Annotated in this window: 11 protein-coding genes; 5 read left to right on the forward strand and 6 right to left on the reverse strand. The window is 38.2% G+C overall.

Annotation, left to right across the window (positions count from 1 at the left end; translation table 11 throughout):
• The first annotated feature begins 3 nt into the window (after positions 1–3).
• On the forward strand, positions 4–831 hold the full coding sequence (gene folK / locus CL176_RS09330) for a 2-amino-4-hydroxy-6-hydroxymethyldihydropteridine diphosphokinase (protein ID WP_118991069.1): 828 nt from the start codon (positions 4–6) through the stop codon (positions 829–831).
• A 217-nt stretch (positions 832–1,048) separates the two neighbouring features.
• On the opposite strand, the gene CL176_RS09335 is transcribed toward folK, so the two are convergent.
• From CL176_RS09335 to CL176_RS09360, 6 genes are all read right to left on the reverse strand, one after another.
• On the reverse strand, positions 1,049–1,993 hold the full coding sequence (locus CL176_RS09335) for an Rpn family recombination-promoting nuclease/putative transposase (protein ID WP_118991070.1): 945 nt from the start codon (positions 1,991–1,993) through the stop codon (positions 1,049–1,051).
• A gap of 372 nt (positions 1,994–2,365) precedes the next feature.
• Entirely contained in the window at positions 2,366–3,661 is a 1,296-nt protein-coding gene (locus CL176_RS09340; RefSeq protein WP_118991071.1) for a bifunctional folylpolyglutamate synthase/dihydrofolate synthase, read from the reverse strand.
• Between the two features lie 97 nt (positions 3,662–3,758).
• On the reverse strand, positions 3,759–3,968 hold the full coding sequence (locus tag CL176_RS09345) for a hypothetical protein (RefSeq protein ID WP_338053783.1): 210 nt from the start codon (positions 3,966–3,968) through the stop codon (positions 3,759–3,761).
• 342 nt (positions 3,969–4,310) lie between these two features.
• A complete protein-coding gene (locus tag CL176_RS09350; RefSeq protein ID WP_118991073.1) occupies positions 4,311–5,165 on the reverse strand; it encodes a MetQ/NlpA family ABC transporter substrate-binding protein in 855 nt (284 codons plus the stop codon).
• 389 nt (positions 5,166–5,554) lie between these two features.
• Entirely contained in the window at positions 5,555–6,658 is a 1,104-nt protein-coding gene (locus CL176_RS09355) for an ABC transporter ATP-binding protein (RefSeq protein ID WP_118991074.1), read from the reverse strand.
• 283 nt (positions 6,659–6,941) lie between these two features.
• Positions 6,942–7,778, reverse strand: coding sequence for an AraC family transcriptional regulator (locus CL176_RS09360; protein WP_162890933.1), 837 nt, complete (start codon positions 7,776–7,778; stop codon positions 6,942–6,944).
• A 181-nt stretch (positions 7,779–7,959) separates the two neighbouring features.
• Here CL176_RS09360 and CL176_RS09365 point away from each other — a divergent pair, with 181 nt between their 5' ends.
• Genes CL176_RS09365 through CL176_RS09380 form a run of 4 tightly spaced genes read left to right on the forward strand, consistent with a single transcriptional unit; the run spans position 7,960 to position 13,183 of the window.
• Positions 7,960–9,216 (forward strand): ABC transporter substrate-binding protein, encoded by a 1,257-nt coding sequence (locus CL176_RS09365; RefSeq protein WP_118991076.1) that lies wholly within the window; start codon positions 7,960–7,962, stop codon positions 9,214–9,216.
• Positions 9,217–9,233: 17 nt separating this feature from the next.
• Positions 9,234–10,130, forward strand: a complete 897-nt coding sequence (locus tag CL176_RS09370; protein ID WP_118991077.1) for a carbohydrate ABC transporter permease — start codon at positions 9,234–9,236, stop codon at positions 10,128–10,130.
• Between the two features lies 1 nt (position 10,131).
• Positions 10,132–10,959: a carbohydrate ABC transporter permease gene (locus CL176_RS09375; protein WP_118991078.1), complete on the forward strand. Its 828-nt coding sequence runs from the start codon at positions 10,132–10,134 to the stop codon at positions 10,957–10,959.
• A 55-nt stretch (positions 10,960–11,014) separates the two neighbouring features.
• Complete coding sequence (locus CL176_RS09380; RefSeq protein WP_240430625.1) at positions 11,015–13,183, forward strand: alpha-galactosidase; 2,169 nt, start codon at positions 11,015–11,017, stop codon at positions 13,181–13,183.
• Positions 13,184–13,207 lie beyond the last annotated feature (24 nt).

Below are 13,207 nucleotides of genomic sequence, written 5' to 3' on the forward strand. Positions count from 1 at the left end.
TCTATGGACCACATCAACATTGACCAACTCATAATCTTTGCCAATCACGGCCTCTTCTCTCAGGAAAAAGACCTGGGGCAAAAATTTGCCTTGGATATTGACTTATGCGTCAATACACAAGCTGCCGCTTTCTCTAAAGACTTGGCTCAATCCGTAGATTATGGCGCCCTTATCCAAGCAATCAAGCAACGCTTCACCGAGACAACTTACGATCTCATTGAAAGCGTCGCCGAGGACATAGCGCAGTATATTTTAAGGCACTATACTCTCGTTGCATCTGTTCGCTTGCGCCTTCATAAGCCATGGGCCCCAGTGATGACAGCCGTTGAGAGTATTTACATAGACATCGAACGCAGACGTAATCGTGCCTTCCTCGGTCTAGGTTCCAATCTAGGCGATAGCGAAAATCTCCTCGACAACGCAATCCAAGAATTAAGCAAAGCCCCTCATACCGAAGTTAAAAAACAGTCGTCTCTGTACCAAACCAAAGCCTGGGGACTTGAAGATCAACCCGATTTCCTCAATTGTGTGGTGGAAGTTGAGACTTTCCTGGAAGCAGAGAATTTACTGAACTTTGTCCAGACCATCGAAAATAATCTAGGACGAACCCGGGAGGTTAAGTGGGGTCCGCGTTCAATCGATATAGATATTCTCTTCTATAATGATGCAATTATTTACCAAGAGGACCTATTTATACCCCATCCCTATATCGAAGAACGTGCTTTTATAATCGAACCCATGAAGGAAATCGCACCCTTCTGGATTCATCCAGTTTCAGGCAAGCAAATGCGTCAGTTATCAATAACTGATGAAGAGGTCACTCGACTGTAGCTATGAGCCTACTACCTTTAAAGCACAAAAATTGTAAAGCGCATCGAATCGGCTTTCTTATAGCTGATTCGATGCGCTTTATTCGATTTATGCAAGATTGCTGGGTAACCAGCATAAGTCAAAAGACAACTCTTTACTCAAGTATTGTCCGCTAATAGGCTTGCATACTTATATCTTACATATCTTACATTGCTTTAATAATTAATATAATGGAAGCCTAATCAAGATCTTTAAATTCCGACACTTGAAGAGCCTTTTCTACTTCGGCTACAGTCATATTTGTATATTGAGCGATCACCTCAATACTTACACCGTTCTTAAACATTGTCGAAACTATTTCATGAACTTTATTCCGTTCACCTTGCTTTATACCTTGCTTTATACCTTTCTCCAAACCTTTCTTTAAGCCTTTCTTTAAGCCTTTCTCCTCGCCTATCTTTTCACCTTCATACATCGCTGTTCCCACCGCTGCCTCGAAATCATGTTGGTATCTTTGCACTAAATCTGCCATCTTACGTTCCTCCTCTGTCAAATTAGCTTCATCTACTTCTGCATAGGCTTGTAACACAATATCTGGTGCATCTTCAGCCGGTGGTTTTAATCTAAAGAAACTCCACCAATGCTTGAATCGTTCGTCTTCACTAATATTATAATTCCTCAAACTCACAAAGGTCAACTCAATCCCATTATACGGTTGAATATCTGACAATACTTCCGCATTCTCAAGATCCCGGTACACAAAAGTCCGAATGCCTTCCTTATCGTCCCGTGCAAATAAGTCAAAATCCAGAATATTAATACTATACACTTGCCTCAAACTAGAATACCTATTATGGGGAACAATCTGTTCCTTTTCTCTACCGTAGTTCTTCCGATACACGCCCCCAGCATAATAATGAATCCGCTCTAGGAAATACGGTTCACGGTGCACTTGCATTTCAATCGTGACATACCGGCCCTCTATATCCTGAGCCAGAAAATCTACCTCGGTCGTCTCAGGTTTCCCCTTAGCCTTATAAGCTTCAATCGTGTAGGGATTCGCCAACTGGACATCAAGGAATTCCCGTCCTAAGATCGATTCAATTAACGCCTTCGCTAGGGCTTCTTGACCACTAGCTGAGAACGTCTTCTTAAACAAGAAATCATTGGTTGGTAGGTACATTAAACCAACACCTTTCTATGGATTATTTGAGAGTCTCATATTTGACTCTCTATATACATATACCCATTTAAAGCCTGATTTCCATGTCATCAAATTAAAATTCCAAATTTCCAAAAACAAAAATTCCTCTAAATCACCCTTATGGCAATATCACTATTAGAAAATTGCTCGAATTTACTACAATATTCTGCAAACAGCACAAAAACATTGCATTCATATATTTTCACCTAACCATTTACTTGCCACTCTCTGCACCTTATCATCTGTATTATTTTTCTGGAGTTCGAACAAAACATTCTCAGCAAAAGAAAAATGCATCCAAGCTACTCCCCTTAAAGTTACTTGGATGCACTTAATGCGTAAAATGTAATTCTACTTCAACACATGCTTTCTCACTTGACTAATAAAGTAAAGCGAACCTGTTATCAAAAGCGTGCTTTTTGGAGATGCTTCTTGTAAATAGGTATCTACAAAGGTGCGCCAATCTTCTATGAGAATATCTTCTTCACCTTTGACCTCGCTCAACTCCTCCAACGAGAAGGCGTGTTCATGGGCAAAAGTCGTAATATTCAATGTTCGATAAGGCATGTCATGCAGCAATGCAAGCATATCTTCTAAGGCTTTCGTATTGATACAGGCAAATAAGATGTCAATCGAATCGGCTGCCCCTAGCGAAGCTAGGTTTTCCTTTAGGCGGGCTAAGGCATGAGGATTGTGCGCCCCATCAATGATAATCCTTGGTCCCTTTGAAATCTCTTCCATACGTCCTGGCCACCAAGTTTGACTAAGCGCTTCTTGAATGCGCTCATCGTTATAAAGCCAATGGTTGGCTTCAGCTAACACTTCGAATAAGCGAATAGCCATGCCGGCATTGTCAGCTTGATGTAGGCCTAATAAAGGCGTAGTGAAATTGCTTGCAGGGATTCGCGCACTCTGATAGACAAAAGCCTGCCCAAATGCAGAAGCTTGCCCTATTGGCGCGACATGATAAGCTTCATCTAGCCCATAAAGAGGGGCCTGCTTTTGCGCTGCTTGGGCTACAATTACTTCGTAGGCAGCTTGCTCAATTCTCCCAGTGACAAGTGGCGTATCCGCTTTAATGATACCCGCCTTTTGCTGGGCGATTTCTTCAAGGGTGTCACCTAAAATAGCGGTATGATCCAAGCCAATCGTCGTAATCCCTGTCAGTACAGGCCGACAAACATTGGTTGAATCCAACAAGCCACCCAAGCCTGTCTCCATAATGACATAATCAACCGCCTCATCCGCAAAATAATCATAAGCAAGCACTGTAAGCAGTTCAAATTCCGTAATTCCCTGAATGGCTTGATTATCACTTTCTTTTGCAAAAAGCTGCTGGTATTTCGAGATATAAGCCTGTAAGGTATCGGTTGGAATCGACTCGAAATTAATAAGAAACTGTTCCTCATAAGCTTGAATATAGGGTGACGAGAAAATACCGACACGTTGGCCATAGGCCTCTAATAATTTAGCCAAATGGGCAACGGTTGAACCTTTCCCGTTCGTACCAGCAATATGAATGACCGGAAGCTTTAAATGAGGGTTATCAACCAGCTCCAAGAGCGCTTCAACCCGTTCCAAACCAAGGCGTGGCTCACTGGAGTGATACTGCCTTAACCACTGAACTCCTAGATATTCCTCGCGCATACTTTATCTCCTTCCAGCTTTTCTTAACTTCCTCATCATAGCAAACTATAAGGTAAAAGCCTAACTATCTATTACAAAAGTTAGGCTTTTAAATGGATTATTCTTCGCTTTCAACTAAAGTCGATTGAAGCTTCGTATCAAAGCTTTCACCGGTTGCTTCTTCAATAAATTGATCCGTTTCATCTTCGATATTGCCAACAATTTCTTCAATAACATCTTCTAAGGTAATAATACCTTCAAAGCCACCATACTCGTCTCGTAGAATAGCAATATGCGTATGGGCTTCTTTATACATTGTTATAAATATTTTTTGAAAGGTAAATTTTACTTTCTATTCACAAAATTACACAAACAAATTAATTACGGAATCATTCAAAAGATTTTCCCGCAAGATTAGGATGGTCTGGCGTATATCAGAGCCTTGGATCGCAGCTGATGAGACCATTGTCGCTTTAGCAACTTACAGTCACACATGCGAATCGAAATAGAGCGATTTAGGCTCTGAGCTTCGGCTTCACCCTACGCACTTGAGTGTCTTAGCAAGCAAAGACTCTAGCTCCTTGCAGGAAAATCTTCCGAATTATGGAGTAAATTAATTATGTTTATTTCTTACATTGTATAAAATAGGTGGAATTCACTATGCAATTCCCTATAAATTCTTCGCTTCTTCTACTAATTCCCATGCTGGAATACTTCCGCCATTCGTTACTTCAGTGATTTTCTCCGCCACATCCGCTTGTTGGAAGAGTTCTACAATCTTAAGCAATAACGGATTCTCGGCATCTTCTGCTCGCACCGCAATATTATTAACCCGGTCAATATTAATCGTCTCAGGCGTATCACCATATACGTAAATAGCGTCCGCTGGAACAAAGTCTGTTCCACCTAGGAATGAATTATCAATAAAGGCCGCATCCACATCAGGCACAGCCGCTGGAATTTGCGCTCCATCCAATTCAATCAATTCGAGATTTTTAGGATTTTCTTCAACATCGCTCGGGGTCGGCAGCAGCTCTCCATTATCCGCCAAAGTAAGTAAGCCTGCCTGCTCTAAAGTTTGTAAATTGTAACTTAAACTTGTCGGCGCAGAATTTACCGCTATTTTAGCACCTTCAGGCAATTCTTCTAAACTAGCATATTCCTGGGAATAAATACGCGTTGGTACCGCATAAGTATACGCTAGACTAACCAAATCTCCATCATTCTCCTCATTCCAGTTATCAAGAAAGACATCATGCTGAAATGCGTTCATATCCACTGATCCATCTCTTAAGGCCTCATTCGGCGTATTGTAATCTGTCAGCAGTACCACTTCTAAAGTGATCCCTTCCTCATTCATCGCCTTCTCAGCCACAAATTCCCACAGTTCCTCATATTCCGGTCCAACGACTCCCACGCGAACAGTCTCTCCTTCAAATGCCCGTTCCTCTGCAGATGCAAAGCTTGGACTCAAACCCCCTACTAGCAATAAAAAAGCCAGTAAACCTTTGATGAATTTTCGCATACCTCTCGCCCCTTTTCTCTATTAAATGATAAATCTATCATACGGATTGACACCTTCTAAGTCAAGCATAGTTGCCTACATAGAAGGCTCTGTTGTGGATTGCTTCTGGATTTATACAAGGGTGGACCAAGCCTTATAATCACGGTCGCTGAACCTATAGCGCTAAGGCAAATCTGACAAGTCCCCTCACTCAAATGGGAGCGACACAGTTCCGGGCTAGTTGATATTAGAAATGGTCTCCAGAGAAGATAGGGATGCTTAGTTTTGATTTCCGCCACCAAGTCTTTGCGATATATTTATGTAATAATACATACATCGTATTTCTATCCTATCAACTCAAAAAAGCTATAGTCTCTTTCATAGTAAAGACTATAGCTCAAAAGTTATTCCTATTTAATTACCTTTTCAGTATCAATGTCAAAGAAGTGCGCTTTATTCATATCGAATACGAAATCGATTTTTTCACCTGGTGTTGCATAGTCTCTAGAATCTACCTTAGCGACAAAATCACTACCATCTAAGGTCAAATATAACATCGTCTCTGAACCCAACAACTCAGATACAGTAATTTCAGCACTCATTCTGTCCTGTGGTTGACTATCTAAATAAATTAGTTCTGTATGTATATCTTCAGGTCTAATTCCAAAGAATAATCTCTTCCCGTTATATCCAGCAGAATCCAGTTTCTTCTTCTGTGGCTCAGTGACAGATACAGAAACGGACTGACCGTTGTGTATTTTCCCATCTTGATAAGTCATCTCGAAAAAGTTCATGGCCGGTGATCCCATAAAGCCTGCAACAAATTTATTGCTTGGATTGTCATATACTTCAATCGGTGTACCTATTTGTTGAACTAACCCATCTTTCATAACCACAATACGTGTAGCCATAGTCATCGCTTCAGTCTGATCATGCGTTACATAAATTGTCGTTGTACCCAAATTTTGATGTAATTTTAAAATTTCAGATCTCATTTGAACACGCAATTTCGCATCTAAGTTTGAAAGTGGCTCATCCATCAAGAAAACAGACGCATTTCTGACGATTGACCGACCAAGGGCAACCCGCTGTCTTTGTCCACCAGAAAGAGCAGCCGGCTTAGACTTGAGTACAGGAGTTAACCCTAGAATTTCTGCAGCACTTCTAACTTTTTCATCAATTTCTTTTCTATTTTGTTTACGAATTTTCAATCCATATGCCATATTATCATATACGGACATGTGAGGATATAAGGCATAGTTTTGGAAGACCATCGCAATGTTACGATCTTTTGGTGGCAACTCATTAACTAGTTTTCCATCAATCCATAATTCACCTTTGTTTATTTCTTCTAAACCAGCAATCATTCTTAAAGTGGTCGACTTTCCACAACCAGAAGGTCCTACAAAGACAATAAATTCTTTATCTTTGATATCTAAGTTAAAGTCAGTTACAGAATATTTCTCGCTACCATCGTACGATTTATAAATATTCTTCATTAATATTTCTGCCATATCGATACTCCTTTATTATTATTGATAACAATGTAACAAAATCGATAGCGCTTTCAAATGTTATTTTTTGGTATGATTTTATTTATTAACCATTAAAAAGCACCTTTATGATATAAAAACTAATCAAAAACGAATAAACGTTATTAAATTATGTAATAAATCGATTTAAAACTGTACTTAGTAAATGTATACGAATCTATTTCTTTAATGATTAATACGTTGTGTCTACTCATCATATTAAACGAAGAGACTGTTAACGATTAATGATATGCTTCTCTGTTATTTATTGCTGATGTTGATTTCGCCATTCAGTAGGCGGGATACCGTATTCTTTTTTAAATGCAGTAGAAAAAATAAATTGATTACTGTAGCCAATATCATCTGCTATTTCAGCGATTGATTTATTGGTGCTTGTCAACAAATCACACCCTCGCGATAGTCTAGTTTTGATTAAAAAGTGTGAAGGTGTCAAATTTAGTTCTTCATTAAACAGTTTGGTTAAATAGGTTCGGTTAATATTACAGTGATTGGCAACATCTTCGATTGTAATAGAATTGGTAAAATTTCTAGAAATAAATTTGATGGCTTCTTTAACATAAAAGTTTCGTGTCATATTTTCTTCACACTTTGGCAAGGCATCGCTATACTCAAAAAGCGCATGAAATAGCCCATAAAGAATACTCAAAATATAAATATCATCAGTCTCTTCGGCATTCAATAACTGTTGATAAAAATATACAATTATATCTATCTCATCCATATTTTTGATGGTATAGACTTGATTTTGATGATCGAGACCAATTCGATTTAGATAGTTTTCTGATTTGATACCATTAAACTCGACCCAATAATACTCCCAAGGATCATTATAGTCAGAACGATAACTGGATATAATGCCGGGTTCAAACATAAATCCTTGACCTTTTGATAGTTTTATCTCATGACCTAGGGAGTCAATATGCACATAACCCGAGCCACTTTTAATAAAGTGAAAAATATAGTTATTAAACTTTGACAATGGCACCACATGTTCAGCTGAGCATTGTTCATAACCGAATTGAATAGGATATAAGTCAACGTAAGAGACATTTTGAAAGATACGCACGATTTTATTTTGCAATCGACACACCCTCTCCTCAAAATATTTATTAAAACAGCCTAAAATATATGTTTATGTATATAAAATATATCATAAAAGCGCTAAAAATGGAAATGTAAAATATACTTGTAAAAAAAAGATATTTGAAAGCGCAATCATAGATGTTACACTTGATGTATCAAAAGGAAAAGGAGTGCAAGAAATGTCACAACTAGTTAAGAAAATTGGTGCTTTGATCTTTAGTTTATTGATGGTAGTTAGTACATTGACAGCGATTCCAGTCTCTGCTCAGGATCAAGTCGAAATTACATATACAATTTGGGATTCTAGACAAGAGCCTGGTCTTAGAGAAATTGCTGATGACTTTGAAGCGACTAACCCAGACATTAAAGTCAACATTCAAGTTGTTGGTTGGGATCAATATTGGACAATGTTAGAAGCAGGTGCAACAGGTGGATCTTTACCGGATGTATTCTGGATGCATGCCAACGAAATTAATAAATACGGTGAGCATGATATGTTATTGGGCTTGAATGAATATATCGAACAAGACGGTGTTGATTTAACGAAGTTTCCAGAAGGATTAGTGAACTTGTACAACATCAATGATGTTCAATATGCTTTGCCTAAAGACCAAGATACTGTCGGTCTTTGGTACAACAAAACATTGTTCGATGAAGCAGGCCTAGAGTATCCAAATGAGGATTGGACATGGGATGATTTATTCCATGCTGCGCAAACTTTGACAAATAAAGAAGAAGATAAATACGGTATTGCATTCAAGTTGTCAAACCAGGAAGGCTTCTATAACTTTATCTATCAAAACGGCGGTACTGTGATAAAAGAAGATGGAACGTCAGGTATGGATTTACCAGAAACAATTGAAGGTTTAGATTTCTTCTTTAACTTTACTCGTGAAGGATTATCTCCAGAAATTTATTTAGATGACGAGCAAATTCAAGCATTACAAAATGGTAAAGCTGCGATGGCTTACATGGGATCCTGGCTAGTTGGTTTATTCCAAGAAAATGATTATCTTAAAGAAAACTTTGCTGTAGCAGTACTCCCTTATAAAGAAGGACATGATCGTATTGGTATTTACAACGGTCTAGGTAATGCTATTAGTGCCAATACTCAACATCCTGAACAAGCATGGAAATTTGTATCATATCTCTCTAGTCAAGAAGCTCAAGAAAAACAATCTCGCCTAGGTGTGGCTATCTCAGCGTATGAAGGTACTGAGCAAGTTTGGACAGAGTCCGACGAAAACTATGACTTATCTGCATACATCGACATGATGGAAAACCAAGTATTGCGTCCTCATACTAAGGCGACTGCAATCTGGGAACAAAAATCATATGAAATATTAAGAGATGGATATATCGGTGCTCGTCCAACTGAAGAAGTGGCGAAAGAAACAGCAGAAATGATGAATGATTTTATTAGACAAGAACCATAATAAGAGGATGAAAAATTATGTATGCTTTTGGTAAAAAATCATCATTACGGTGGGGGCTTGCGTTAGCAGCCCCTACTGTAATAGGGTTGATTATATTAAATATAATTCCAATTTTTAGAACAATTTATATGAGTTTCTTTGAAGTAGGGGCATTTGGTAAAAGCTTGACATTTGTAGGCTTTGATAACTATAAAAAGTTGTTCCAAGACGAGCAAATTCTACAAGCCACCTGGAATACATTGAGATACACTTTAATGTTTGTTCCGCCAACCATTGTAATCTCACTTGGTTTAGCGGTGATTTTGAATAATAAAATAGCTGGGCGTTCTATTTATCGTACAATTTATTTCTTACCGATGGTAGCGGCACCAGCAGCAGTAACAATGGTTTGGAAATGGTTGTTCAACCGTGATTTTGGTTTAATTAACTATCTGCTCAACCAAATTGGCATTGAATCGATTGCATGGATTGAAAACCCGAATGTGGCACCGATTGCGATTGCAATTATTGGTATATGGAGTCAGATTGGATACTCAATGGTCTTATTCTTATCTGGGCTTCAGGAAATCCCTAAAGACTACTATGAGGCAGCGGATATCGATGGAGCTTCTTGGTGGACTAAATTGTGGACCATCACTTTACCGCTCCTGTCGCCGACCATTTTCTTTGTCAGTGTCACAAGTATCATGACAGGAATGCAAGTCTTTGATGTGATTTATATGATGGTGGGACCAAATATGCCTTCTTATGATACAACCGTATCACTTGTTTATCTTTTTTATAACAATTCATTCTTATATGGTCAACAAGGATATGGTTCAACTATTGTTGTTTACTTAGTCATTATTCTATTGATTTTGACGTATGCTCAGATGAAGCTGCAAAGTCGATGGGTAAATTATATGGGGGAATAAAATGAAAACGAGAGCGACATCTAAATTAGGCGTCCATATAATTTTAATTTTTGTGGCAATAGTGATGTTAGTGCCATTTATATGGATGTTTTTAACATCTTTTAAAACTCAAACTGAAGCGACAGCGATGAATCCAATCGTTATCTTTCCGAGTGTGTGGCAGACTGAAAATTACACAGAAATGATTAGTAGCAATAATTTTGGACGTCTATACTTTAATACCTTTGCAATGATGATTATCAGAATTGTCACGTCTGTCTTATTTAGTGCGATGGCAGCCTATGCATTCTCTAGAATTGAATTTAAAGGGAGAGACTTTCTATTTAGTTTAGTTTTAGTACAAATGATGGTGCCATCACAAGTGTTTATCATACCGCAATATCAAATAATTGATGCGATTAATATGCGGAATTCAATCTTTGCGCTTGTTTTCCCCGGCATTGTTAGTGCATTTGGGACATTTCTATTGAGGCAATTCTTTATGGGGTTGCCTAAATCCTTGGAAGAATCAGCGTTAATTGATGGGGCGAATATCGGGCAAATATTTTTTGATATTATGCTTCCATTAGCCAGATCTGGAATGGTTGCTTTAGCGATATTTACTGCGCTATTTGCCTTTAAGGATATGATGTGGCCATTGATCATAAACTCTAATCCTAATATGGCAACATTATCATCTTCCTTATCTAAAATTCAGGGCGCATACACGGTTAACTATCCACAGTTGATGGCGGCGTCTTGTTTGGCAGTTTGGCCAATGGTAATTATTTATGTAATATTCCAAAGACAATTTATCGAAGGAATTGCTACAACAGGTGGTAAATTATAGATTCAACTGAAGGAGGAGTATGGTGGCAAAAATTATTTATGATGAAAACTTAAAGATGTTCCATCTCTCGAATGATAAAATATCGTACATTATGCACGTGGATCATCACAATGTTTTGACCCATATATACATGGGGGGAAAAGTTCGAAATCTGAGTACATTGGGAATCTATCCTAAATTTAATCGAGACTTCGAAGTCAATCCTGAAGAAGTTGGATTAGATTATCGACAATTCTCTTTGGGCATCTTACCCCTTGAATATTCTGGGAATAACAGTGGTGATTTTAGAGAACCGTCATTGATTATACGAGATCAAGAAGGTTCAACAGTCAATGATTTTCGCTATATCGATCATGAAATTTTTGATGGTGTCAGCCAAATTGATGGGTTACCATCGAGTTATGTAGAAGCACAAGATGAGGCTAAAACATTAAGGTTATATCTCTTCGATGAGGCTTTACAACATGAGCTCGTTTTAAACTATACGGTGTTTAATAATCAACCTGTCATTGCTAGATCAGCGAAGCTGATTAATAAAAGTGATCAGAAGAGTGTTATCTACAAAATAGCTAGTGCATCTGTCGATGTGGAGCCCGGTGATTATGACTTATTACAACTTAATGGGTCGTGGGCACGTGAACGCATGGTTGAGAGAGAAGCGATACATACAGGAATTAAAAAATTAGACAGCAAACGTGGAAGTAGTAGTCATCATCAAAATCCTTTTATTGCAATTCTGGATAAACATACGACTGAATTCCGAGGTAAAGCTGTCGGCTATCAGCTTGTATATTCCGGTAGTCATGAGATGACGGTTGAAAAGGATCCTTATCAAAATTTAAGAGTGCAGCTAGGGATTCAGAGTACAGGCTTTGAATGGAACCTCTCACCAGAGGAGTCATTCCAAACGCCAGAAGTGCTGATTGCCTTTTCAAACCAAGGAATCAATGGTTTATCGCAAAGCTATCATGACTTTATTAAGCAGCATATTATTCCACGAAAATATGCTGAATTTGAACGCCCGGTTTTGATTAATAACTGGGAAGCAACTTATTTTGACTTTACTGAAGAAAAAGTATTTGATTTAGTTGATAAAGCAAATGAATTGGGTATTGAATTATTTGTACTCGATGATGGATGGTTTGGTAAACGTGATGATGACTTTAGTTCACTCGGTGATTGGTTTGAATACCATGAAAAAATCCCAAACGGATTAAAAAATATTGCCGACTATGTTCATGATAAAGGTATGAAGTTCGGTCTGTGGTTTGAACCTGAGATGATATCCGAAGAAAGTGAATTATATAAAAATCATCCAGATTGGGTGTTACATGATGTCAACAAACGTGCATCGCGCGGAAGAAGTCAATATGTCCTCGATATGGGACGCCAAGAAGTCAGAGAAAATATTTACACTCAAATGATTGAAATATTGGACAGTATAGATATCGATTATGTTAAATGGGACATGAACCGTAATATCTCAGAGACTTATTCTGCTGCATTAGAAGATAACAAGTCGGGCGAAGCGAATCATCGTTATATATTAGGACTGTATGACCTACTTGATAGAATTACCAGCCGTTACGATAATATCTTATTTGAAAGTTGCTCTGGTGGAGGTGGGCGTTTTGACCTCGGCATGCTACAGTATATGCCCCAAGTATGGACCAGTGATAACACTGATCCAATCGCGAGACTAAAAATTCAATATGGTACGTCTATGATAGCTCCTATTAATACAATGGGTGCACATGTATCAGCTTCACCTAACCATCAGACAGGTAGAACGACCTCCATTGATTTTAGAGCAGCGGTCGCTTATGCCGGTGTATATGGTTATGAGTTAGATATTACCAGCCTGAATGAAGATGAGTTGGCAAGTATCGCTCAACAGGTACGATTTTATAAAGAGAATAGAGCATTGATTCAAACGGGAACATTTACACGGCTGATGAGTCCGTTTGAAGGTAATCAAGTTGCTTGGTCGATTCATAATGACAATAAGATGCTTCTCTTCTATTTCGAAGTGCTTAATGAAGCGTCTAAACCATTGCACAAGATTAAACCAATGTATTTAGATCCAGATGTGAAGTATTTAGTGAAATATGAAGGCTCTGAATTTGAAGCTTATGGGGATGAACTTATGAACTTGGGCATATATATTTATCCACAACTAAAAAATGATTTTTCTGCACGTATATTTGAGATAACTGCAATATAAAAAGAATCCGATAATATGTGAAGC

The sequence above is a fragment of the Suicoccus acidiformans genome, assembly GCF_003546865.1.
Lineage (GTDB): Bacteria > Bacillota > Bacilli > Lactobacillales > Aerococcaceae > Suicoccus > Suicoccus acidiformans.